Source organism: Actinomadura sp. RB99, from assembly GCF_014706005.1.
In the GTDB taxonomy this organism is placed as follows: domain Bacteria; phylum Actinomycetota; class Actinomycetes; order Streptosporangiales; family Streptosporangiaceae; genus Spirillospora.
The window spans coordinates 20551-46645 of sequence record NZ_JABMCA010000073.1; the positions used below are offsets into that span (position 1 = coordinate 20551).

The window sequence follows — 26095 nt, forward strand, 5'->3', positions numbered from 1 at the left end:
CAACCCCCGATTACCTGCGAGTAGGGTCCAATCCGCGGAATCCGGAGCGGTGCCGACCGGAGCCGGACATAAGCTATGACCTCCACTTCTTTTGCCGATGACGGTGGAGAAGAACGACATCACGGAGAGTGAAGATGAGCGCTCGCGGCCCGGCCGTGGATCGGCTGCTGCCCCTGGACGGCCTGCCCGTCCTCGCCGTGCCCGCCGGCGAGGCGGAGCGGGCGCGGGAGCTGGCGGCGCGGCACGGGATGGTGCGCGAGCACGCGGTCGACCTCGCCGACCCGCTGATCGTCCGGGTGGAGCGGTTCGCCGCCGAGCGGGACCGGCCCGCGGTGACCGACCGGGCCCGGTCGCTGTCCTACGCCGGCCTCGCGGCGGAGGCGCGCCGGCTGGCCGCGCTGCTCGCGGGCGCGGGCGTCGAGCCCGGCACCGTGGTCGGGGTCGGCGGCGGGCGCTGCGCCGCGGTGGTGGCGGCGTTTCTGGCGATCGAACTGGTCGGCGCGCTGTACGTGCCGGCCGACGAGACCTGGCCGGCCGGGCGCGTCCGCGACGTCCTCGACCAGGCGGGCGCGTCGGTGCTGGTGCTGGTGGACGACGGCGCGAGCGCGCCGGCGCTGCTGGAGGGCGCCGCGGAGGCCGGGTGCCGGGTGCTGCGCGCGGCGGACGCGGCGGGTCTGGAGCCGTGGGCGGGCGGGCCGCGCCTGCACGGCCTGGACCGGCCCCGGTACGTGCTGTTCACCTCGGGGTCCACGGGCCGGCCGAAGGGCGCGGTCGTCGAGCACCAGGGGATGGTCAACCACCTCTGGGCCAAGATCGTCGACCTGGAGCTGACCGGGGACGACGTCCTCGCGTTCACCGCGCCGCTCGGGTTCGACATCTCGATCTGGCAGATGCTGGCCCCGCTGCTGGTCGGCGGCCGGGTGGACGTGATCGGCGACGAGGTCGGCCACGACCCGGTCGCGTTCGCGCGGGCGGTGGACGAGCAGGGCATCACGGTCGTCGAGCTGGTCCCGACCATGGTCCGGCACCTGCTGGACGACCTGCCGGGGGCGCCCGAGGGGAGCCTCGGCGGGCTGCGCTGGATGATCGCTACGGGCGAGGAGCTGCCGGCCGAGCTGGCGCGCCGCTGGCTGGAGGCCATGCCGCACGCGCGGCTGCTCAACGCCTACGGGCCCACCGAGTGCTCCGACGACGTCACCCACCACACGGTGACCGGAGGGGACCTCGACCTGCTGCGGCTGCCGATCGGCACCCCGGTCGTCAACGCGCGCCTGCACGTCCTGCGGGAGGGCGACGACGGGACCTGGACGGCGTGCGACGCGGGCGAGACCGGCGAGCTGTTCGTCGGCGGCGTCGCCGTCGGCCGCGGCTACCTGGGCAACGACGAGCGGACCCGGGAGGCGTTCTACCGGGACCCGTTCGGCCCGTCGCCGACCGGGCGGCTCTACCGGACGGGCGACGCCGTGCGGCTGCTGCCCGCCGGGGCGGGCGGCGAGGACCGCCCGACCCTGCAGTACCTGGGGCGGGTCGACCGGCAGGTGAAGATCTCCGGCGTGCGGATGGAGCTGGGCGAGATCGAGGCGGTGCTGCAGCGGCACCCCGGGGTGCGCGCCGCGGCCGTCGTCGTGCACGAGTACCCGGCCAGGTAGCGGCCGGGCTGGGGCGGCCGGCGGCACGCCCCGCGCGGAGATCATTTAACGCTCCGTAATCGCCTTGTTCGTGTTGAGTTGTCAACCTTTGTCATAGGGTGAGCGTCCTGCCGCTGACCGCCCATGCCGGTGACCGGGTCTTTTGTCACTCCCGTGAGCAATTGGCGGGGTCAAGTTCTACTTTCGAGGGGATTGCGAGGCATGTGACAGGCTGGTTAACTGTGGCCCCGCTACTCCTGAGTAGGACGATGGGTCGCGGGGCGGGTCCCGGTCGAGGGCGGAAAGCGGCGGCGCTCTGTATTGGCGGGACCACGGGGCGTCGATCCCCGGGTCCGCGCGCCGCCGCCGCGTTCCCGGAAGGGACTCGGGTGAAAGGGGACGGGGAGCAGCCCGATCAGTTCTGTGGTCATTCTCTTTGAATTCCGCCCGCCGGCGCCTTCCTGACGCCGAAGCCTGGCACAAAGCAAACCCCCTTCGACCGGGAAAGCACCACTTGATGTCGTCCACCGAGTACGTTCCTCTATCGGCCGCTCAGCAGAGCGTCTGGTACGCGCAGCAGCTGGCGCCCGAAACGCCGATCCATATCGCGCAGTACATCGAGATCGAGGGCCCGCTCGACCACGAACTCTTCGACCGGGTGGCGCGGATCGGCGCGCACGAGGTGCTGGCGCTGCACGCCCGGTTCGCCGAGCGGGACGGCGCGGTGCGGCAGGTCCTCGACCCGGACGCGAGCGTCTCGATCCCGCTAGTGGACCTGTCCGTCGAGCCCGACCCGGACGCGGCGGCGCGGGCGTGGATGAAGGCGCGGATGGCGGAGCCGCTGCCGCTGGACGGCGACCGGCTGTTCGTCACCGCGATGCTGCGGCTGTCGCCCGTGCTGCACCGGTGGTTCATCCGCACCCACCACGCGATCCAGGACGGCCACAGCGGGCCGCTGATCATGCACCGGGCCGCCGAGGTGTACACCTCGCTGGCGAACGGCGGCGAGTACGTCCCGGCGGAGCTCGGCGACTACCGCCGCGTCCTCGCCGAGGAGGAGGAGTACCGGGCGTCGGAGCGGTTCGAGCGGGACCGCGCCTACTGGACGGAGCGGTTCGCCGACAAGCCCGTCGCGGTGAGCCTGGCCGACGACATGGCCGAGCCGACCGCCGACTTCATCAGCCGGGTCGAGGTCGTCCCGCCGGAGCAGTCCGCGGCGCTCGCGACGGGGGCGCGCCGGCTCCGCACCGCCACGCAGGGCCTCGCGATCGCGGCGACCGCCGCGTACGTGGCGCGGATGACCGGCACCGAGGACGTCATCCTCGGCCTCGCGGTCAGCGGCCGCACCACGCGGATCGCGCGCGAGACGCCGGCGATGCTGTCGACGATCCTGCCGCTGCGCGTCCAGGTCCGGCCGGACATGACGGTGGACGAGCTGGTCCGCGCGGCGACGCGGGCGAGCGCGCGGGCGCTGCGGCACCAGCGGTACCGCCGCGAGGACCTGCTGCGCGACCTGAAGCTGCTCGGCGAGCGGCGCCGGCTCTACGGCCCCGTCATCAACATCATGGCGTTCGACTACCGGCTCGACTTCGCCGGGCTGCCGGCGCGGATGCACGCCATCACGATCGGCCCGATCGACGACCTCGCGATCAACATCTACGACAACCTCGACGGCGCCGGGATCCGCGTCGACTTCGAGGCGCACCCCGACCTGTACACCGAGGAGCAGGTCGCCGCGCACCACGAGCGGTACGTCCGGTTCATGCGCGCGCTCGGCGAGGCGGACCCGTCGACGCCGCTGCGGGACGTGGAGCTGCTCGACGACGCGGAGCGCGACCTCGTCCTGCGGCGGTGGAACGACACGGCGCACCCGGTCGCGCCCGCCGTCGTGCCGGAGCTCGTCGAGGCCCAGGCGGCGCGGACCCCCGCGCGGACGGCCGTCGCCGCCGGCGACGTCCGGCTCTCCTACGCCGACCTCAACGCCCGCGCGAACCGGCTCGCCCGGCACCTCGTCGCGCGCGGCGTCGGCGCGGAGGACTTCGTCGCGCTGGCCCTCCCGCGCGACGAGGACCTCGTCGTCGCGGCGCTGGCCGTGCTGAAGGCGGGCGCCGCCTACCAGCCGATCGACCTCGCCTACCCGGCGGACCGCATCGCCTACATGCTGGACGACGCCGCGCCCGCCTGCGTCATCACGACCCGCTCCGCCGAGCTGCCCGGCGGCACGCCCCGCGTCGAGCTCGACGTCCTCGACCTCGGCGGCCTGCCGGGGGACGACCTCACCGACGCCGAGCGCGTCCGGCCGCTCCGCCCGGCCCATCCCGCCTACGTCATCTACACCTCGGGCTCGACGGGCCGCCCCAAGGGCGTCGTCATCTCGCACGCGAACGTGGTCGACTTCTGCGCCGAGTCGATGGTGAGCTACGGGCCCGAGCGGATGCGGCGCGTCCTGTTCTCCACGTCGCTGAACTTCGACGTGTCGCTGTTCGAGTGGCTGGTGCCGCTGACGGCCGGCGGCGAGATCGAGATCGTCCGCGACCTGCTGGAGGTCGCCGAGCGCGGCGGCTGGTCGGGCTCGCTGATCAGCGGCGTGCCGTCGGCGGTCTCGGTGCTGCTCGCGCGCACCGACTTCCGGCTCGATGTCGGGGACGTGGCGCTCGGCGGGGAGGCGCTCTCGCCGCGGCTGCTGCGCGACGTCCGGGCGCTGCTGCCGGACGCGCGGATCTCCAACATCTACGGCCCCACCGAGGCGACGGTCTTCGTGACGGGCTGGTTCGACGACGGCAACGCCTCCGGGATGGCGCCGATCGGCGGCCCGATGGCCAACACCCGCGCGTACGTGCTGGACGAGCGGCTGCGGCCCGTCCCGGTCGGCGTGCCCGGCGAGCTGTACGTGGCGGGCGACGGCCTCGCGCGCGGCTACCTGCGCCGCCCGGGGCTGACCGCCGACCGGTTCGTGGCCTGCCCGTTCGGCGGCCCCGGCGAGCGGATGTACCGGACGGGCGACCTCGTCCGCTGGAACCGCGACGGGAACATCGAGTACCTCGGCCGCCTCGACCACCAGGTGAAGGTCCGCGGCTTCCGGATCGAGCTGGGCGAGATCGAGGCGGCGCTGTCGGCGCATCCCGCGGTGACGCAGAGCGTCGTCGTCGCCCGCCGCGACGCCGCCGGCGATACCGTCCTGGTCGGCTACGTCGTCGGCCCCGACGCAAGGGCGGTGCCGGCGCAGGAGCTGCGCGGGTTCGTCGGCCGGACGCTGCCCGCGTACATGGTGCCGTCGGCGATCGTGGCGCTGGACGCGATGCCGCTCAACCCGAACGGGAAGCTGGACCGTGCCGCGCTGCCCGAGCCGGACCTCGCCGCGCCGGAGTCCGCGCGGGGCCCGCGCGACGCCCGCGAGGAGATCCTCGCCGGCATCTTCGCCGACGTCCTCGGGGTGGAGCGGGTCGGCGTCGACGACGGGTTCTTCGACCACGGCGGCGACTCGCTGAAGGCGACCCGCGTCGTGGCGCGGGCGCGCGCCGCGCTGAACGTCGAGCTGCCCGTCCGGGCGCTGTTCGAGACGCCGACCGTCGCCGGCCTCGCCGAGCGGATCGCCGCGTCCGGCGGCGAGGCGCGGCGGCCCGCGCTGCGGCCGGCGGAGCGGCCCGACCCGCTGCCGGTGTCGCACGCCCAGGAGCGGCTCTGGTTCCTCAACCGCCTCGAGGGCCTCACCGCGACCTACAACCTGCCGATCCCGCTGCGGCTGACCGGCGCGGTCGACGTCGCCGCGATGCGCGCCGCGCTCCGCGACGTCGTCGCCCGGCACGAGTCGCTGCGGACCGTCTTCGGCGACGCCGACGGCGAACCGGTCCAGATCATCCTGGACCCGGCCGACGCCGACCCGCCGCTGGCGATCGGCGACGCCGACCCCGGCGACCTGTTCGGGGCGGTGTTCGCCGACGCCACCCGCGGCTTCGACCTGGCGTCCGACCTGCCCCTCCGGGCCCACCTGTACCGCCTCGGCACGGACGAGCATCTGCTGCTGCTCGTCCTGCACCACATCGCGGGCGACGGCTGGTCGATGGCGCCGCTGGCCCGCGACGTCGTCACCGCCTACCTGGCGCGCCGCGACGGGAAGGCGCCCGAGTGGGCGCCGCTGCCCGTCCAGTACGCCGACTACGCGCTCTGGCAGCGCGAGCTGCTCGGCTCCGAGGACGACCCGGACGGCCTCGCCGCCCGCCAGATCGCCTACTGGAAGGACGCCCTCGCCGGGCTGCCCGACCAGATCGCCCTCCCGCTGGACCGGCCGCGCCCCGACCGCGCCTCCTACCGGGGCGGGCGGGCCGCCTTCGAGGTCCCGGCGGAGCTGCACGAGGGGCTGCGCGCCGTCGCCCGCGACCACCAGGTCAGCGTGTTCATGGTGCTGCAGGCCGCGCTCGCCGCGCTGCTCACCCGGCTCGGCGCCGGCACCGACGTGCCGATCGGCTCGCCGATCGCGGGCCGCACCGACCAGGCCCTCGACGACCTCGTCGGGGTGTTCGTCAACACCCTCGTGCTGCGCACCGACACCTCGGGCGACCCGTCGTTCGCGGAGCTGCTGGCGCGGGTCCGGGAGACCGACCTCGCCGCCTACGCGCACCAGGACGTCCCGTTCGAGCGGCTCGTCGAGGTGCTGAACCCGGTCCGGTCGCTGGCCCGGCACCCGCTGTTCCAGGTGATGCTGACCCTGCAGAACAACCCCGAGGCGTCCGTCGAGCTGCCCGGCCTGCACGTCGCGGTCGAGCCGGTGGACCCGGGCGTCGCGAAGTTCGACCTGGAGTTCCTGCTGGAGGGCGCCCCGGACGGCGGCCTCAGCGGCGTCCTGGAGTACGCGCGGGACCTGTTCGACGCGGGCACCGCCGAGCGGCTCACCGGCTGGTACCTGCGCACCCTCGAACAGGTCGCCGCGACCCGCGCCGCCGTCACCGTGGACGGCCTCGACCTGCCCGGCGTCACCCTCGTCGAGGTCGCCGAACCGGCCGCGGGGCCGGTCGAGAAGCGCCTCGTCGCCTACGTCGTCGCCGCGCCCGGCGAGGCCGTCGACCCGGAGGAGCTGCGCGCGCACGTCCGCGCGAACCTGCCCGAGGCGATGGTCCCCGCCGCCGTCGTCGTGCTGGACGAGCTGCCGCTCACCCCGAACGGCAAGGTCGACACCAGGGCGCTGCCGAAGCCGGACCTCGCGCCCGCCGTCCCCGCCACCGCGTTCCGGGCCCCGTCGGGGGAGCGGGAGGAGGCCGTCGCGGCCGTCTTCGCCGACCTGCTCGGCCTCGACCGCGTCGGCGCCGACGACGACTTCTTCGCGCTCGGCGGCAACTCGCTGATCGCGATGCGGGTCGTCAGCCGCGTCCGCCGGACGCTGGACGCGGAGCTGCCCGTCCGCGCGCTGTTCGAGGCGCCGACCGTCGCCGGGCTCGCCGCGCTGCTGGACCGCCGGGACGCCGCGCCCGGACGTCCCGCGCTGGAGCCCCGGGAGCGGCCCGAGACCGTCCCGCCGTCGTACGCGCAGCAGCGGCAGTGGTTTCTCAACCGGTTCGAGGGACCGTCCGCGACCTACAACATGCCGATCGCGCTGCGCGTCCGCGGCCCGCTCGACGTGGACGCGCTCCGGGCCGCCGTCGGCGACGTCGTCGGGCGGCACGAGACGCTCCGCACGATCCTGCCCGACAGCGGCGGCGTGCCGCGCCAGCAGGTGCTGGACCCGGCCGCGGCCCGGCCGGAGCTGGAGATCACCGAGACCGCCGAGGCCGAGCTGCCGGCGCGGCTGGCCATGGCGGCCGGCTACGCCTTCGACATCTCCGCCGAGCCGCCGCTGCGCACCCACCTGTTCCGGCTCGCGCCGGACGAGCACGTCGTGCTGCTGCTCCTGCAGCACGTCGGCGGCGACGGCTGGTCGATGGCGCCGCTGGCCCGCGACGTCCTCACCGCCTACGCGGCGCGCGTGGAGGGCCGGGCGCCGGACTGGGCGCCGCTGCCCGTCCAGTACGCCGACTACACGCTCTGGCAGCAGGAGCTGTTCGGGTCGGAGGACGATCCGGACAGCCTGATCTCCCGGCAGATCGCGTACTGGCGGGACGCGCTCGCCGGGCTCCCCGAGGAGCTCGGACTGCCGGCCGACCGGCCGCGTCCGGCGCAGGCGTCCTACCGCGGCGCGACGGCCCGGTTCCGGCTCGGCACCGACGTGCACGCGGCGCTGCGGAGGCTCGCGCTCGACACCGGCGCCAGCCCGTTCATGGTCGCGCAGGCCGCGTTCGCGGCGCTGCTGACGCGGCTCGGCGCGGGCACGGACGTGCCGGTCGGGTCGCCGATCGCGGGCCGCACCGACGAGGCCCTGGACGACCTCGTCGGCATGTTCGTCAACATGCTGGTGTTCCGCACCGACACCTCCGGCGACCCGTCGTTCCGCGAGCTGGTCGCGCGGGTCAAGGAGACCGACCTCGCCGCCTACGCGCACCAGGACGTCCCGTTCGAGCGGCTCGTCGAGGTCCTCAACCCGCCGCGGCACCTCGCCCGGCACCCGCTGTTCCAGGTCGGGCTGACGTTCCAGAACAACCCGGAGGCGCGGCTGGAGCTGCCCGGCTTCACCGCCGAGGCGGAGCCGCTGCACGCCGGCGTGTCCCGGTTCGACCTGCTGATGGTCCTCACCGAGCGGGAGGACGGCCTCGACGGCGAGCTGGAGTACGCGCTCGACCTGTACGACCCGGCGACGGCGGAGCGGCTCGTCGCCCGCTTCGAGCGGTACCTGTCGGCGCTGCTCGCCGACCCGGACGCCCCCATCGGCGCCGCGGACGTCCTCGACCCGGCCGAGCGCGACCTGGTCCTCGGCGAATGGGCGGGCGGCAAGGCGCCGGAGGTGGAGCGGTCGACGATCCCGGCGCTGTTCGAGGCGCAGGCGGCGGCGCGTCCGGGGGCGGTGGCGGTGTCGTTCGAGGGTGTGTCGCTGACGTACGGGGAGGTGAACGCGCGGGCGAACCGGCTGGCGCGGCGCCTGGCCGAGCAGGGCGTCGGCCCGGAGCAGTTCGTCGCGCTGAAACTGCCGCGCTCGGCGGACCTGGTCGTGGCGATCCTCGCCGTGCTGAAGTCGGGCGCCGCCTACGTCCCGATGGACCCGGACTACCCCGAGGACCGCATCGCGTACATGGTCGAGGACGCCGCCCCCGTCCTGACCATCGGCCCGGACGATCTCGACGCGTCCGGCTACGACGACGCGAACCTCGGCGTGGCGATCTCGCCCGACCATCCCGCGTACGTGATCTACACGTCGGGGTCGACCGGGCGTCCCAAGGGCGTCGTGGTCCCGCACCAGAACGTCGTCCGGCTGCTGCGCTCGACGGAGCACTGGTTCGATTTCGGCCCCGACGACGTGTGGACGCTGTTCCACTCCTACGCCTTCGACTTCACCGTCTGGGAGCTGTGGGGCTCGCTGCTCTACGGCGGCCGCCTGGTCGTCGTCCCGTACCTGACGTCGCGGTCGCCCGACGAGTTCCTGAAGCTGCTGGCCGACGAGCGCGTGACCGTCCTGAACCAGACGCCGTCGGCGTTCTACCAGCTCATGGCCGCCGACAAGGCGAACCCGGGCGCGGATCTCGCGCTGCGGTACGTCGTGTTCGGCGGCGAGGCCCTCGAACTGGGCCGCCTGGAGGACTGGTACTCGCGGCACCCCGAGGACGCGCCGACCCTCGTGAACATGTACGGGATCACCGAGACCACGGTGCACGTCTCGTACATCGCCCTGGACCGCGCCTACGCCGCGACCGCGCCGGGCAGCGTCATCGGCGCCGGCATCCCGGACCTGCGCGTCTACGTGCTCGACGCGCGGCTCCAGCCCGTCCCGCCGGGCGTCGTCGGTGAGCTGTACGTCGCGGGCCCGGGGCTGGCGCGCGGCTACCTGAACCGTCCCGGCCTGAGCGCGGAGCGGTTCGTCGCCGACCCGCACGGCGCCCCCGGCACCCGCATGTACCGGACCGGCGACCTCGGGCGGTGGCTGAAGGACGGCCGCCTCGAATACCTCGGCCGCAGCGACCAGCAGGTGCAGCTCCGCGGCTTCCGCATCGAGCTGGGCGAGATCGAAGCGGCCCTGGCCCGGCACGACGCCGTGTCGGACGCCGCCGTCGTCGTCCGCGACGACCGCCTCGTCGCCTACGTCGTCGCCTCGGCGCCCGTCGACTCCGCCGAGCTGCGCAAGTTCGCAAGCGGCGGCCTGCCCGACCACATGGTCCCGGCCGTGGTCGTGGAGCTGGACGCGCTGCCGCTGACCGTCAACGGCAAGCTCGACCGCGCGGCGCTGCCCGCGCCCGACTTCGCCGCCAAGACGTCCTCTCGTGCGCCCCGCACGCCGGAGGAGGAGACCCTCGCCGGGCTGTTCCGGGAGGTCCTCACCCTGGAGCGGGTCGGGATCGACGACGGGTTCTTCGACCTCGGCGGCGACTCGATCATCGCGATCCAGCTCGTGTCGCGGGCCCGGCAGTCCGGCCTGGTCATCACGCCCCGCGACGTGTTCCAGCACCAGACCGTCGAGGAGCTCGCCGCGGCCGCGCGGCCGGTCGGCGAGGACGAGCGCGTCGAGGCCGAGGCGCCCGGCGCGGGCGTCGGACCGGTCCCGGTCACCCCGATCGTCGCGTGGCTCCGCGACCGGGTCGGCGGCGACGCGTCCCTGATCAGGGGCTTCCACCAGTCGATGCTGCTGCGCACCCCGCCCGCGCTCGGCGCGGAGGGCCTCACGGCCGCGTTCCAGACCGTCCTGGACCACCACGACGTCCTCCGGCTCCGCCTCGACGCCGACGGCGACCGGTGGCAGCCGGTCGTCCGGCAGGCCGGCGCCGTGGACGCCGCCGCCCTCGTCACCCGGGTGGACGTCGCGGGCCTCGACGCCGACAAGCTCGCCGTGGTCATCGCCGAGCAGGCCGCCGCCGCCCGCGACCGCCTCGACCCCGAGGCCGGGACGACGGCGCAGCTCGTCTGGTTCGACGCGGGCCGCGAGCAGGGCCGCCTCCTCGTCGTCCTGCACCACCTCGTCGTGGACGGCGTCACCTGGCGGATCCTGCTGCCCGACCTCGTCACCGCCTGGGCGGGCGGGACCCTCGACCCCGTCCCGACCTCGTTCCGCCGGTGGGCGCAGCGGCTCACCGCCACCGCCGCCGACCGCGAGGACGAGCTGGAGGACTGGCTCGACATCGTGGACGGCCCGCCCCAGCGGCTCGGCCCGCGCGCCCTCGACCCGCGCGTGGACATCGCCGCCCGCGCCCGGTCGCTGACCGTGGAGCTGCCCGCCGACGTCACCGGCCCGCTGCTCACCGACGTGCCCGCCGCGTTCCACGGCCGCGCCAACGACGTCCTGCTCACCGGCCTCGCCCTCGCCGTCGCGCAGTGGCGCCGCCGGCACGGCGCCGGCCGCGGCACGGACGTGCTCGTCGACCTCGAAGGCCACGGCCGCGAGGACGTGGTTCCGGGCGTGGACCTGTCCCGCACCGCCGGCTGGTTCACCTCCATCCACCCCGTCCGGCTCGACGCCGGCGCCGCCGACTGGGCCGCGGTCCGCGACGGCGGCGCCGCCGTCGGCACCGCGATCAAGAAGGTGAAGGAGCAGCTCCGCGCCGTCCCGGACGGCGGCATCGGGTACGGGCTGCTGCGCTACGGCGGCGGCGACGCCGCCGAGGAGCTCGCCGAACCGCCCGCCGCGCCGATCGCGTTCAACTACCTCGGCCGTGTCGCGCCCGGCGACGGGGACGGCGACTGGACGATCGCGCCCGAGGAGACGCCCGCGGGCGAGGACCCGCGGATGCCGGTCGCGCACGTCCTGGAGATCAACGCGATCACCCGCGACGTGCCCGGCGGCCCGGTGCTGTCGGCGACGTGGACGTGGCCCGGCGGGCTGCTGGAGCAGGCCGCCGTCCGGGAGCTGGCCGACGGCTGGTTCACCGCGCTGCGCGGCCTCGTCGCGCACGTCGCCGCCGCCGGCGACGCCGCCCCCGCCGGCGGGTTCACCCCGTCCGACCTGCTCGTGGACCTGGACCAGAGCGAGATCGACAAGCTGCAGAACGCGTGGAGGGGCCAGTCGTGAACCGGGGGGACCTCGAGGACATCCTGCCGCTGTCTCCCTTGCAGCAGGGGTTCTTCTTCCACGCGCTGTTCGACGCCGAGGGCGGCGAGGGCGACGGCGCGGACGGCAGGGACGTCTACACCGCGCAGATCGTGCTCGACCTCGAAGGGCCGGTGGACGCCGGGGCGCTGCGGACGGCCGCCGAGACGCTGCTGCGCCGGCACTCCAACCTGCGCGCCGCGTTCTGGCACGAGGACCTGTCGCGGCCCGTGCAGGTCGTGCCGCGCACCGTCGAGCTGCCGTGGGAGGAGACCGAGGCGGCGGACGCCGCCGAGGCCGACGCGATCGTGGCGCGGGAGCGGGCGCGCGGCTTCGACATGACCGCGCCGCCGCTGCTGCGGTTCGTGCTGGTCCGGACGGGCCCGGAGCGGTACCGGCTGATCTTCACCAACCACCACATCCTGCTGGACGGCTGGTCCACGCCGATCCTGGCGACCGAGCTGTTCATGCTGTACGTGCAGGGCGGCCACGACGCCGGGTTCCCGCGCGTCACCCCGTACAAGAACTACCTGGCGTGGCTGGCGAAGCAGGACCGCGCCGCCGCCGAGGAGGCGTGGCGCCGCGCCCTCGACGGGGTGGAGGAGCCGAGCCTCGTCGCGCCGGAGGCCGCCGCCCGCGCGCCGCGCCCGCCGGAACGCACCGCCGCCGAGCTGGACGAGCGCACCACCCGCCGGCTGTCCCGGGCCGCCCGCCGGCACGGCGTCACGCTCAGCACCGTGCTGCAGGGCGCGTGGGGCCTGGTCCTCGGCCGGTTCCTCGGCAGCGAGGACGTGGTGTTCGGCGCGACCGTGTCGGGCCGCCCGCCGGAGCTGCCCGGCATCGAGCAGATGATCGGCCTGTTCATCAACACGCTGCCGATCCGCGTCCGGCACCGCCCGGACGAGCCGCTCGCCACGCTGATGGAGCGGCTCCAGGAGGAGCAGACCGCGCTGCTGGCGCACCACCATCTCGGCCTCACCGACATCCAGCGGGTCGCGGGCCACGGCGGCGCGCTGTTCGACACGATGACGGTGCTGGAGAACTACCCGTTCGACCCGGCCATGCTGGACGGCTCGCTGAACGGGGTCCGCATCGCCGCCGCCGACTCCTACGACGCGACGCACTTCCCGCTGTCGTTCGTCGCGGTACCGGACGACCGGCTGTCGCTGCGCCTGCACTACCGGCCCGACGTGTTCGAGCGGGAGGTCGTCGAGGCGCTGCTGGCCCGCGTCCGCCGCTTCCTGGAGGCGTTCGCGGAGGACTCGTCTCAGCTCATCGGCGCGGTCCCGCTGGCGAGCGAGGACGAGCGCGCCGCCCTGGCGCGCTGGAACGACACCGCCGCCGACGTCCCGTCCGGCACGCTGCCGGCGCTGTTCGAGGCGCAGGCGGCGCGCACCCCCGGCGAGACCGCCCTCGTGTGCGGCGACACGTCCCTCACCTACGCCGAGCTGAACGGGCGCGCCAACCGGCTCGCGCACGAGCTGATCGCGCGGGGGATCGGCGCCGAGGACCGCGTCGCGATCGTCCTGCCGCGCACGCCCGAGATCGTCGTGGCGATCCTCGGCGTGCTGAAGGCGGGCGCCGCGTACGTGCCGGTCGATCCCGAGTACCCGGCGGACCGCATCGCGTACATGCTGGACGACTGCCGTCCCGCGCTCACCCTCACCGCCGAGGACCTGCCGCTGGGCGGAAGCGGGCCCGAGCACGACCCCGGCGACCCCGCCGACGCCGACCGGGTCCGGCCGCTGCGGGCGGGCAACGCCGCCTACGTCATCTACACGTCCGGATCGACGGGGCGCCCCAAGGGCGTGACGATCCCGCACACCGGCGTCCTGAACTACTTCGAGGCGCACCGGGACGCGTTCATCGACCCGGCGATCGCGGCGGCCGGCGCGCGCCGGATGCGGTTCGCGCACCTCGCGTCGTTCTCGTTCGACACGTCCTGGCACGGGCTGCTGTGGATGATGCACGGCCACGAGCTGCACCTCATCGACGACGCGACGCGCCGGGACGTCGAGGCGTACACCGCGTACGTGGCGCGCGCGCGGATCGACCTGGTCAACACCACGCCGTCGCACTTCGCCTCGCTCCGCGAGGCGGGCCTGCTCGACGATGACGGCCGCCACCTGCCCTCGCACCTGCTGCTCGGCGGCGAGGCCGTCGGCGACGCGCTCTGGAACGAGCTGCGCGGGGTCCCCGGCCTGACGACGCGGAACCTCTACGGCCCGACCGAGTCGACCATCGACACGATGAACCAGGTCGTCGCGCGGTCCGAGCGGGTCTCCATCGGCGGGCCGCACCGCAACACGCGCGCCTACGTGCTGGACGCGGCGCTCCAGCCCGCGCCCGCGGGCGTTCCCGGCGAGCTGTACCTCGCGGGTGCGCAGCTCGCGCGCGGCTACCTCGGGCGGCCGGGGCTGTCCGCCGAGCGGTTCGTCGCCGACCCGTTCGGCGCGCCGGGCGACCGCATGTACCGGACCGGCGACCTCGCCCGCTGGCTCCCCGGCGGCACCATCGAGTACCTGGGCCGCGCCGACGACCAGGTCAAGATCCGCGGGTTCCGGGTCGAGCCGGGGGAGATCGAGGCCGTCGTCGCCGGGCTCGACGGGGTCGCACAAGCCGCCGTGGTCGTCCGCGAGGACCGGCCCGGCGACCGGCGGCTCGCCGCCTACGTGGTGCCCGCGGACCGGGCGGCGGGCCTGGACGCCGCCGCGCTGCGGCGGTCCGCGGCCGAGCGGCTGCCCGACTACATGGTCCCGGCGTTCACCGTGCTGGACGCGCTGCCGCTGACCGTGAACGGGAAGCTGGACCGGTCCGCGCTGCCCGCGCCCGACACCGGCGCGCCGGTGAGCCGCGCGCCGCGCTCCCCGCAGGAGGAGATCCTCTGCGGGCTGTTCGCGGAGATCCTCGGCGTCCCGCGGGTCGGCGTCGACGACGGGTTCTTCGACCTCGGCGGCGACTCGCTCACCGCGACCCGCCTCGTCGGCCGGATCCGGACCGCGCTGCGCGCCGAGCTGCCCGTCCGGGCGCTGTTCGAGGCCCCGACGGTCGCGGGCCTCGCCGAGCGGCTCGCCGGGGCCGGCGGGGACGTGCGGCCGCCGCTGCGGCGCGCCGAGCGCCCCGAGGTCGTGCCGCTGTCGTACGCGCAGCAGCGGCTCTGGTTCCTCAACCGGTTCGAGGGCGCGTCCGCGACGTTCAACATGCCGGTCGCGCTGCGGCTGGAGGGCGCCCTCGACCTGGACGCGCTGCGCGCCGCGCTCGCCGACGTCGTCGAGCGGCACGAGTCGCTGCGGACGATCTTCCCGGACGGGTCGGGCAGCGCCCGCCAGCTCGTCCTGGACCCGGCCGCCGCCCGGCCGCGCCTCGACGTCGCCCCCGTCGCCGAGGCGGCGCTGCCGGCGGCGCTCGCCGCCGAGGTCGGGCGGGGCTTCGACCTGTCGGTGGAGCCGCCGCTGCGGGCCCGGCTGTTCGCCCTCGACGGTGATACGCACGACGGTGACACGCACGACGGCGGCGCGCACGTCCTGGTGCTGGTGCTGCACCACATCGCGGCGGACGGCTGGTCGATGGCGCCGCTGGCCCGCGACGTGGTCCTCGCTTACGCGGCGCGCGCGGAGGGCCGGGCGCCGCAGTGGGCGCCGCTGCCCGTCCAGTACGCCGACTACACGCTCTGGCAGCGCGAGCTGTTCGGGTCCGAGGACGACCCGGACAGCCTGATCTCCCGGCAGATCGCGTACTGGCGGGACGCGCTGGCGGGACTGCCGGAGGAGCTGCGGCTGCCCACCGACCGGCCGCGCCCGCCGGAGGCGTCCTACCGGGGCGGCACGCACGCTTTCGAGCTGGACGCCGAGCTGCACGCGGGCCTGCTGCGGCTCGCCCGGGAGAGCGGCGCGAGCCTGTTCATGGTCATGCAGGCCGCGTTCGCCGCGCTGCTGACCCGGCTCGGCGCGGGCACCGACGTCCCGATCGGGTCGCCGATCGCGGGCCGCACCGACGAGGCCCTGGACGACCTCGTCGGCATGTTCGTCAACATGCTCGTCCTGCGCACCGACACCTCCGGCGACCCGTCGTTCCGCGAGCTGGTCGCGCGGGTGAAGGAGACCGACCTCGCGGCCTACGGCCACCAGGACCTGCCGTTCGAGCGGCTCGTCGAGGTGCTGAACCCGGCGCGGTCGATGGCCCGTCACCCGCTGTTCCAGGTCGCCCTGTCGTTCCAGAACAACCCCGAGGCGCGCCTGGAGATGGACGGCCTCACCGGCGGGGCGGAGCCGCTCACCGCCGGGACGGCGAAGTACGACCTGTCCCTCTACCTGGAGGAGCGGCACGGCGGCGACGGCGCGCCGGACGGGATCGAGGCCGGTCTCGAATACGCCCTCGACCTGTTCGACCCGGCGACCGCCGCCGCGATCGCCGGACGGTTCGAGCGACTTGTCCGCGACCTCGTCGCCGACCCGGACGCCCCCATCGGCACCGCCGAGATCCTGGAACGCGCCGAACGCCGCACCATCCTGCGCAAGTGGGCGGGCGGCAAGGCGCCGGAGGTGGAGCGGTCGACGATCCCGGCGCTGTTCGAGGCGCAGGCGGCGGCGCGTCCGGGCGCGGTGGCGGTGTCGTTCGAGGGCGTGTCGCTGACGTACGGGGAGGTGAACGCGCGGGCGAACCGGCTGGCGCGGCGCCTGGCCGAGCAGGGCGTCGGCCCGGAGCAGTTCGTCGCGCTGGCGCTGCCGCGCTCCGCCGATCTCGTCGTCGCGATCCTCGCGGTCCTGAAGGCCGGGGCGGCGTACGTCCCGATCGACCCCGACTACCCCGAGGACCGCATCGCGTACATGGTCGAGGACGCCGCCCCCGTCCTGACCCTGCGTCCCGACGACCTGGACGCGTCCGGCTACGACGACGCGAACCTCGGCGTTGCGGTCTCGCCGGACCATCCCGCGTACGTGATCTACACGTCGGGGTCGACCGGGCGTCCCAAGGGCGTCGTGGTCCCGCACCAGAACGTCGTCCGGCTGCTGCGCTCCACCGAGGAGTGGTTCCACTTCGGCCCGGACGACGTCTGGACGCTGTTCCACTCCTACGCGTTCGACTTCTCGGTGTGGGAGCTGTGGGGGCCGCTGCTGCACGGCGGCCGTCTCGTGGTGGTCCCGTACCTGACGTCGCGGTCGCCCGACGAGTTCCTGAAGCTGCTGGCCGACGAGCAGGTCACCGTCCTGAACCAGACGCCGTCGGCGTTCTACCAGCTCATGGCCGCCGACAAGGCGAACCCGGGCGCGGATCTCGCGCTGCGGTACGTCGTGTTCGGCGGCGAGGCCCTCGACCTCGGACGCCTCGAAGACTGGTACTCCCGCCACGCCGAGGACGCGCCGACCCTCGTCAACATGTACGGGATCACCGAGACGACCGTCCACGTCTCGTACCTCGCCCTCGACCGGGTCTCCTCGGCCACCGCGCCGGGCAGCGTCATCGGTACCGGCATCCCGGACCTGCGCGTCTACGTCCTCGATGCGCGGCTCCAGCCCGTCCCGCCGAACGTGGTGGGGGAGATGTACGTCGCGGGCCCGGGGTTGGCGCGCGGCTACCTGAACCGTCCCGGCCTGACCGCCGAGCGGTTCGTCGCCGACCCGCACGGCAAGCCGGGCACCCGCATGTACCGGACCGGAGACCTCGGCCGCCGGCGCGCCGACGGCACGCTCGAATACCTCGGCCGCGCCGACCAGCAGGTGCAGCTGCGCGGCTTCCGGATCGAGCTGGGCGAGGTCCAGTCCGCGCTGACCCGGCACGACGCCGTGGCGGACGCGGCCGTCGTCGTCCGCGACGACCGCCTGATCGGCTACGTCGTGACCACCGGCGAGACCGACCCGGCGGAGCTGCGCGCGTTCGCGGGCCGGGGCCTGCCCGACTACATGGTCCCGGCCGCCGTGGTGGTGCTCGACGCGCTGCCGCTCACCACGAACGGCAAGCTCGACCGCGCGGCGCTGCCCGCGCCCGACTTCGCCGCGAAGGCGTCGTCGCGCGCGCCGCGCACGCCCGAGGAGGAGACGCTCGCCGGGCTGTTCGCCGAGGTGCTGAACCTGGAGCGGGTCGGGATAGACGACGGGTTCTTCGACCTCGGCGGCGACTCGATCATCGCGATCCAGCTCGTGTCGCGGGCCCGGCAGTCCGGCCTGGTCATCACGCCCCGCGAGGTGTTCCAGCACCAGACCGTCGAGGAGCTGGCGGCGGCGTCGCGCCCCGTCGGCGAGGGCGAGCGGATCGAGGCGGAGGCGCCCGGCGCGGGCGTCGGCCAGGTCCCCGCCACCCCGATCATGCGCTGGTTCCAGGAGCTGGACGGCCCGACCGCCGGCTACAGCCAGCGGATGCTGCTGCAGGTCCCGCCCGGCCTCGGCGCCGGGGAGCTGGCGGCGGCCCTCCAGACCCTCGTCGACCACCACGACATGCTGCGGCTCCGCGTGCGGGACGGCGAGTTCGAGGTCGCCGAGCCCGGCGCGGTCGACGCGGCGCCGCTGGTCCATCGCGTCGACGTCACCGGCCTTGACGGCGGCGCGCTGCGCGCCGTCCTCGCCGAGCAGGCCCGCGCCGCCCGCGACCGCCTCGACCCCGGGGCCGGGACGGTGGCGCAGCTCGTCTGGTTCGACGCCGGCCCCGGCGCGTCCGGCCGCCTGCTGCTGACCCTGCACCACCTCGTCGTCGACGGCGTGTCCTGGCGGATCCTGCTGCCCGACCTCGTCACCGCCTGGGCGGGCGGGACCCTCGACCCCGTCCCGACCTCGTTCCGCCGCTGGGCGCAGCGCTTGGTCGCGGAGGCGTCCGACCCGTCCCGCACCGCCGAGCTGGCGCTGTGGGAGGACGTCCTCGCCACCCCCGACCCCGCCCTCGGCGCCCGCCCCCTGGACCCGAAGGCCGACACGTTCGGGACGGCCCGGCACCTCACCCTCCACCTGCCCGCCGACGTCACCGGGCCGCTGCTCACCGACGTCCCGGCCGCGTTCCACGGCCGCGCCAACGACGTCCTGCTCACCGGCCTCGCCCTCGCCGTCGCCGAATGGCGCCGCGACCGGGGCGTGTGCGACGACACCGCCGTCCTCATCGACCTGGAGGGCCACGGCCGCGAGGAGATCGTGCCGGGCGTCGACCTGTCCCGCACCGCCGGCTGGTTCACCGCGATCCACCCCGTCCGGCTCGACGCCGGCTGGGTCGAGCCCGGCGACGTCCGCGAGGGCGGGCAGGCCGTCGGCACCGCGCTGAAGCGGGTCAAGGAGCAGCTGCGGGAGATCCCCGACAACGGGATCGGGTACGGGCTGCTGCGCCACCTCAACCCGGCCGCCGCGGGGCGGCTCGGCGGCCGCCCGCACCCGCAGATCGCCTTCAACTACCTCGGCCGGTCCGCGGTGCCCGAGGCCACCGACTGGGGGCCCGCCGGGCAGGCCGACGCCGAGGCGCTCGGCGGCGGGCAGGACGACGCGCTCGGCCTCGTCCACGCCGTCGAGGTCAACGCCCACACCCGCGACCTTCCGGACGGCCCCGAGCTCAGCGCCACCTGGACCTACGCGGGCGGCCTGTTCGACGAGCACGCCGTCCGCGACCTCGCCGAACGCTGGTTCGCGGCGCTGCGCGGCCTCGTCGCGCACGTCGTGGACGCGTCCGCCGACGGGCCCGTGGGCGGCTTCACCCCCTCCGACCTGTCGCTGGTCGACGTCAGCCAGGACGAGATCGACGAGCTCGCCGCCGAACTCGACGGTGAATGGGAGCTGGATTGAGCAAGTCGCAGCTTGAGGACATCCTCCCGCTGTCCCCGTTGCAGCAGGGCCTGTTCTTCCACGCCCTGTACGACTCGGGGCACGACGTCTACACCGCGCAGATCGTGTTCGACCTGCGCGGCCCCCTCGACGTGGACGCCCTGCGCGCCGCCGCCGCGACCCTGCTGCGCCGGCACGCCAACCTGCGCGCCGGGTTCCGGCAGCGCAAGGAGGGCTCGCCCGTCCAGGTCGTGCACCGCGCCGTCCGGCTGCCGTGGGAGGACGCCGACCTGACCGGCCTGCCCGAGGCCGAGCGGGACGCGCGGGCGCGGGAGCTGGCCGAGGCCGAGCGGGCCCGCCCGTTCGACATGACCAGGCCGCCGCTGCTGCGCTTCCTGCTGATCCGGCTGGCGGACGGCCTGCACCGGATGGTGTTCACCAACCACCACATCCTGCTGGACGGCTGGTCCACGCCCGTCCTGCAGACCGAGCTGTTCGCGCTGTACCTCGCCAAGGGCGACGACACCGGCATGCCGCGCGTCACCCCGTACAAGAACTACCTCGCGTGGATCGCGGGGCAGGACCGCGCCGCGGCCGAGGACGCCTGGCGACGCGCCCTCGACGGCGTCGACGGGCCGACCCTCGTCGCGCCCGGTGCCGGCGAGCCCGGTGCCGCCGAGCCCGGCCGCGTCCGGATCCGGCTCACCGAGGACCTCACCGCCGCGCTGTCCGCGCGCGCCCGCGCCGAGGGCGTCACCCTCAACACGGTGCTCCAGCTCGGCTGGGGCGTCCTGCTCGGCCGCCTCACCGGCGCGACGGACGTGGTGTTCGGCGCCGCCGTGTCCGGGCGCCCGCCGGAGCTGCCCGGCGTCGAGCAGATGATCGGCCTGTTCATCAACACGCTGCCGATCCGCGTGCGGGTCCGCCCCGGCGACACCGTCGCCGCCGCCCTCGCCCGCCTGCAGGACGAGCAGGCCGCGCTGATGCAGCACCACCACCTCGGGCTGTCGGACGTGCAGCGGCTCGCCGGCGCCGGCCCGCTGTTCGACACGATGACCGTCCTGGAGAACTACCCGTTCGACCCCGACGCCGCAGGCACCGACCTCGACGGCCTCACCCTCCACAACGTCGACGGCCACGACGCCACCCACTACCCGCTGACCCTCGCCGCCGTCCCGGGCCCGGGAGGTCGGTCGGGGTCGGTTGGTCGGGGCGGACAGAGCCTGTCGCTGCGGCTGGACTTCCGCACGGACCTGTTCACCGAGGACGGGGCGCAGCGGCTGATGCGGCGGTTCGTCCGGATCCTGGAGTCCGTCGCGCACCGTCCCGACCTGCCGCTCGGCCGCATCGACGTGCTGGAGGACGACGAGCGCGACCTCGTGCTGCGCGCCTGGCAGGGAACCGGTACGCAGCGCCGCCCCGGCACCCTGACCGGCCGCTTCGCCGAGCAGCTCGCGAAGACCCCGGACGCCGAGGCCGTCGTCGCGGGCGGGGAGACGATCACCTACGCGGAGCTGGACGAGCGCGCGAACCGGCTGGCGCACCGCCTCGCCGGGCTCGGCGTCCGCCGCGAGACGCCCGTCGCGGTCCTGGTGGAGCGGTCGGCGGCCGGCGTCGTGGCGTCCCTGGCCGTGCTCAAGGCGGGCGGCGCCTACGCGCCGATCCACCACGCCTACCCGCCCGAGCGGACGGCGTGGGCCATCGCCGAGGTCGACGCGCCTGTCCTGCTCGTCGACACCGCCATGCGCGGCCGCGTCGACCGCCTCGACACCTCCGCCCACGTCGTCGTCGTGGACGACGACCCGGAGACCGGCGCGCAGCCCGCCACCGCCCCGGACGTCCCGTGCCATCCCGAGCAGCTCGCCTGCGTGCTGTTCACCTCCGGCTCGACCGGCGTGCCGAAGGGCGTCATGCTCCGCCACCGCGACGCGGTGAGCCTCGCCACCGACGGCGAGCTGCGCGGCGGCGCCCACGACCGCGTGCTGTTCCACTCACCGCACGCGTTCGACGCGCACATCTACGAGATCTGGACGCCGCTGCTGCACGGCGGCGCCACCGTCGTCGCGCCGCCCGGCCACCTCACCGGCGAGGCCGTCGAGGACCTGGCCCGCGCGCACGGCGTCACCGGCCTGTTCCTCACCACGACGCTGTTCAACCTGATCGCCGACGAGCGGCCTCAGGCGTTCGCCGGGCTCCGCGAGGTGCTCACCGGCGGCGAGTCCGGCTCGATGGCGGCGGTCCGCCGGGTCCTCGCCGCCTGCCCGGACACCGAGGTCGGCAACGTCTACGGCCCCACCGAGGCGACCACCTACACCACCATCGACCGGCAGCGGGCCCGGCTGGCCGCCCGCCCCGGCGAGACGTCCGCGCTGCTCGGCCGCCCCATGGACGACCGGCGGATGTACGTGCTCGACCCGGCGCTGCGGCCCGTCCCGCCCGGCACGGTCGGCGAGGGCTACATCGCCGGCCCGGGCGTCGGCCGCGGCTACCTGCGGCGCGCGTCCCTGACGGGGGAGCGGTTCGTGCCCGACCCGTTCGGGCCGCCCGGGTCCCGCATGTACCGGACGGGCGACCTCGTCCGGCACCGCCCCGACGGCGCCCTCGAATACGTCGACCGCGCCGACCAGCAGGTGAAGGTCCGCGGGTTCCGGATCGAGCTGGGCGAGATCGAGGCCGCGCTCACCGCGCACCCGGACGTCGCGAACGCCGCCGTCGTCGCCCGCCAGGACGCCCCGGGCGCCAAGACCATCGTCGCGTACGTCATCGCGCCCGGGACCGACGGGCTCAAGGAGTTCCTCGCGGCGCGGCTGCCGGAGTACATGGTGCCCGCCGCGTTCGTCCGGCTCGACACCTTCCCCGTCGGCCCGAACGGCAAGCTCGACCGGCGCGCCCTGCCCGCGCCCGACTACGCCGAGGCCGCCGCCGGGCGCGACCCCGCCACCCCGGATGAGGAGGTGCTCTGCGGGATCGTCGCGGACGTCCTCGGCCTCGACCGGGTCGGCGCCGACGTGAGCTTCTTCGACCTCGGCGGCGACAGCATCGCCGCGCTGAAGCTCGTCACCCGCGCCCGCCAGGCCGGGATGGAGCTGACGCCCCGCGACGTGTTCACCCACCAGACCGTCGAGGCGCTGCTGCGCGCCGGGGAGCCCGAGGACCGGCTCGGCTTCGAGATGCTCCTGCCGATCCGCACCACCGGGACGCGGCCGCCGGTCTTCTTCGTCCACCCCGCAGGCGGCCTCGCCTGGAGCTACCTGCAGTTCCAGCGCCACCTCGGCCCCGACCAGCCGATCTACGGCCTCCAGGGCAGCGCGTTCACCCGCGAGGACCTGCCCGGCTCGGTCGAGGAGATGGCGCGGGACTACATCGAGCAGATCCGCGCCGTGCGGCCGTCCGGCCCCTACCACCTCGTGGGCTGGTCGCTCGGCGGCCTCATCGCCTACGAGATGGCCGTCCGGCTCCAGGAGGCCGGGGAGCGCGTCGGGCTGCTCGGGCTCATCGACGCCTACCACACCCAGGACCTGGAGGCGGAGAAGCGGGAGATCCTTCCCGAGCTGCTGGAGTCGATCGGGATCGACGCGCGGATGGTCGCCGGCGACGGCAATCCCGACATGGCCCAGATCATGGCCGTGCTCGCCGAACGCGACGACGCCCTCGCCACCCTCCAGGAGGACGACCTCGTCAACGTCTACCGCAACTACGAGAACGGCCTGCGCCAGGCCGAGCGGTACCGGCCCGGCCGGTACCGCGGCGACGTCGTCTTCTTCACCGCCCTGCGGGGCCGCACCGCGGACTCGCCGACCGGGCCGTCCAACTGGGGGCCGCTCGTCGAGGGGCAGATCGAGGACTACCCCCTGGACGTCGAGCACCACTTCCTGCTGGAGCCGGGCCCGGCCGCCGAGATGGGCGCCGTGCTCGCCGCGAAACTCGACAAACTGCACGTCAACGACCAGACACCTGGGAACACTGGAAAGGGACTCCGATGACGAACCCCTTCGAGGACGCCGACGGCACGTACGTCGTCCTCGTCAACGACGAGGGCCAGCACTCGCTGTGGCCGTCGTTCGCCGAGGTCCCCGACGGATGGACGGTCGCCAAGGCCGAGGACACCCGGCAGGCCTGCCTGGAGTACATCGAGGAGAACTGGACCGACATGCGGCCGAAGAGCCTCATCGAGGCCATGGGTGAGTGACCCGGCGGCGGGGCGCGCCCTGGAGATCCCCGCGGTCACCGAGTGGGCGATGGAGATGCTCGACGCCGCCGACCTGCGGCCCGCGCCGCTGCCCGGCGTCGAGATGACCTTCACCCTGGCCGGGGTGCCGTCCGCGGACGTCAACCGGGCCCTGTACGCGATGGTCGGCGCCCGCGTCTGCTGGACGGACCGCTTCCCCTGGACGCACGCCGACTGGCGGGCCTGGGTGGAGCGCCCCGAGCTGTCCACCTGGCTCGCGATGGCCGAGGGGACGATCGCCGGGTTCTTCGAGCTGGAGGCCCAGCCCGGCGGCGACACCGAGATCCACCTCGTCGGGCTGACCCCGGCGTTCGTCGGCCGCGGCTACGGCGGCTACCTCGTCGAGCAATGCACCCGGCGGGCGTGGCAGCGCGGCGAGCTGTGGGCCGCCGGCAGCGGTCCCGCCTCGCGGGTGTGGCTGCGCACCAGTACGCTCGATCATCCGAACGCGATGGCCAACTACCGGCGCCGCGGCTTCAAGGTGGCGGCGGAGACGACCGCGGCCAAGCTGGTCCCGGACCCGCGGGTCGCGCCGTGGCCGCTGCCGCACGACCCGCGCGCGGCGTCCCGCCGGTACCAGGAGGAGGAGCTGATCACGTGAGCTGGTTCCGCTGCCCGGAGACCCGGCCGTGGGCGTCGATGCGGCTGTTCTGCCTGCCGCACGCGGGCGGGTCCGCGGTGTTCTACCGGCCCTGGGCGAAGGCGGTCAGCCCGGCCGTCGAGGTGCAGGCCGTCCAGTACCCGGGCCGCGCCGACCGGCTGGCGGACGCGTTCGTCACCGACGCGCACCAGCTCGCCCGGCTCGTCGCCGGGGCGATGGCGCCGCTGATGGACCGGCCGGCGGCGCTGTTCGGGCACAGCATGGGGGCCGTGCTGGCCTACGAGGTGGCGCGGCTGCTCCAGGAGCGGGGCACCCCGCCGGTGCACGTCTTCGCCTCCGGCGCCCGGCCCCCGCACGACCGGGGCGGCGAGCGCGTGGCGGACCGGGACGACGACGGCGTGGTCGAGGCGATGGCGGAGCTCGGCGGCACCGACACCGAGGCGCTGCGGGACCCGGAGCTGCGCGAGCTGGTCCTGCCGTACGTGCGCAACGACTTCGCGCTGATCGAGTCCTACGAGCACCGGGAGGGGACGCGGCTGGCCGTCCCGGTCACCGCGATCATCGGGGACGCCGACCCGCACGTCACCGAGGCGCAGGCCAAGGGGTGGGGGACGCTCACCGACGGCCGCTTCACGCTGACGGTGCTGCGGGGCGGCCACTTCTACCTGGCCGACCAGCAGCCGGGCGTCATCAAGGAGATCCACCGCACGCTGGAGGTCCCCGCCTGACGCGGCAGGGCGGCGGACCGGTGCTCGGGAGTCCCGAGCCCCGGCCCGCCGCCCACCCGGCGTCGCGGTGAACGCGGCTACCGGCCGGCTGGGAGCTCCGGCGGGGCGCCGCGCCCGGTCAGTAGATCGAGACGCCGAAGGCGCTCAGCGCGGCCGTGACGGGCTGGAAGAACGTCGTCCCGCCGGACGAGCAGTTGCCGCTGCCGCCGGAGGTGAGCCCGAGCGCGCTCGACCCGGCGAACAGGGAGCCGCCGCTGTCGCCCGGCTCGGCGCACACCGTGGTGCGGATCAGGCCGCTGACGGTGCCCTCCTGGTAGTTCACCGTCTGGTTGAGCGCGGTGACGCTGCCGCTGTGCAGCCCGGTGGTGCTGCCGCTGCGGTACACGGTCTGCCCGACCGTGGCGTTCGCGGCGCCGGTGATGTCGCGGGTCCCGCTGCTGTAGAGGCTGACGGAGCCCTGGGTGTCGGCGGGGGTGGAGGTGTACTGGACGAGCCCGTAGTCGTGGCCGGGGAACACGCTGCGGACGGTGCGGCCGAGCGTGCGGCCCGACGAGTCGGTCCACGTCGTGCCGATGTTGGTGCAGTGCCCGGCGGTGAGGAAGTAGTAGGTGCTCCCGCTGCGGACGTTGAAGCCCAGCGAGCAGCGCGCGCCGCTGGTGTAGATGGCCTCGCCGCCGCGGGTGAACGTGCGGAACGCCCCGGCGACGCGCTCGGTGCGGACGGCCGCGCCCTGCTCGGCGGCGGCGGCCTTCACCTTCTTCAGCGCGGCGCCCTTGACGGTGCCGTCCATGGTGAGGACGACCTGGTCGGTGGCCGGGTCCGCGGCCCAGGCGGTGCCGGGGACGGTCGCGTCGCGCTTGAGCGCGGCCATGACCTTCTTCAGGTCGGCGCCGCTGCGCGCGACGGTCTTCGGCACGGCGCCGGCGGCGCGGACGGCGCGGGCCGACGCGGCGTCGGTCACCGTGACGACCAGTTCGCCTCCCTTCAGGTAGGAGCCGGCGGTGCGCGAGCCGAGCCGCTGCGCGAGCGCCGCGGCCACGGCGCCCTGCCCGGCCGCGGTGGTCGCGGCCGACGCGGCGCCGGT

General features: G+C 74.9%; 8 protein-coding genes. 7 read left to right on the forward strand and 1 reads right to left on the reverse strand.

From position 1 onward, the window contains the following. The first annotated feature begins 134 nt into the window (after nt 1-134). The 7 genes from amrb99_RS40345 (at nt 135) to amrb99_RS40375 (ending at nt 25011) form a co-directional block, all read left to right on the forward strand. A complete protein-coding gene (locus tag amrb99_RS40345; RefSeq protein WP_190866501.1) occupies nt 135-1649 on the forward strand; it encodes an amino acid adenylation domain-containing protein in 1515 nt (504 codons plus the stop codon). 496 nt (nt 1650-2145) lie between these two features. After that, nucleotides 2146-11703 carry a non-ribosomal peptide synthetase gene (locus amrb99_RS40350; protein WP_190866503.1) on the forward strand — a complete coding sequence of 3186 codons (9558 nt, stop codon included), beginning with the start codon at nt 2146-2148 and terminating at the stop codon, nt 11701-11703. After that, nucleotides 11700-19475, forward strand: a complete 7776-nt coding sequence (locus amrb99_RS40355) for a non-ribosomal peptide synthetase (RefSeq protein ID WP_190866505.1) — start codon at nt 11700-11702, stop codon at nt 19473-19475. Before amrb99_RS40350 ends, amrb99_RS40355 begins: the two co-directional genes overlap by 4 nt. After that, on the forward strand, nt 19472-23437 hold the full coding sequence (locus amrb99_RS40360) for an amino acid adenylation domain-containing protein (protein WP_241756391.1): 3966 nt from the start codon (nt 19472-19474) through the stop codon (nt 23435-23437). The genes amrb99_RS40355 and amrb99_RS40360 overlap by 4 nt, the downstream gene beginning before the upstream one ends. Continuing rightward, the gene (locus amrb99_RS40365) at nt 23434-23643 is read left to right on the forward strand and encodes an MbtH family protein (RefSeq protein ID WP_190866509.1); all 210 of its coding nucleotides are present in this window, start codon (nt 23434-23436) and stop codon (nt 23641-23643) included. The genes amrb99_RS40360 and amrb99_RS40365 overlap by 4 nt, the downstream gene beginning before the upstream one ends. Beyond that, nucleotides 23636-24283, forward strand: a complete 648-nt coding sequence (locus amrb99_RS40370) for a GNAT family N-acetyltransferase (RefSeq protein ID WP_347257060.1) — start codon at nt 23636-23638, stop codon at nt 24281-24283. The genes amrb99_RS40365 and amrb99_RS40370 overlap by 8 nt, the downstream gene beginning before the upstream one ends. Next, nucleotides 24280-25011, forward strand: a complete 732-nt coding sequence (locus amrb99_RS40375; RefSeq protein WP_190866511.1) for an alpha/beta fold hydrolase — start codon at nt 24280-24282, stop codon at nt 25009-25011. Before amrb99_RS40370 ends, amrb99_RS40375 begins: the two co-directional genes overlap by 4 nt. 118 nt (nt 25012-25129) lie before the next feature. On the opposite strand, the gene amrb99_RS40380 is transcribed toward amrb99_RS40375, so the two are convergent. Then, a partial coding sequence (locus amrb99_RS40380) for a S1 family peptidase (protein ID WP_190866513.1) occupies nt 25130-26095 on the reverse strand: 966 nt, incomplete at its 5' end.

Bases quoted from the DNA above. Each gene is read 5' to 3' on its own strand.
- amrb99_RS40345 (WP_190866501.1), top strand. From the start codon at position 135: ATGAGCGCTCGCGGCCCGGCCGTGGATCGGCTGCTGCCCCTGGACGGC.
- amrb99_RS40350 (WP_190866503.1), top strand. From the start codon at position 2,146: ATGTCGTCCACCGAGTACGTTCCTCTATCGGCCGCTCAGCAGAGCGTC.
- amrb99_RS40365 (WP_190866509.1), top strand. From the start codon at position 23,434: ATGACGAACCCCTTCGAGGACGCCGACGGCACGTACGTCGTCCTCGTC.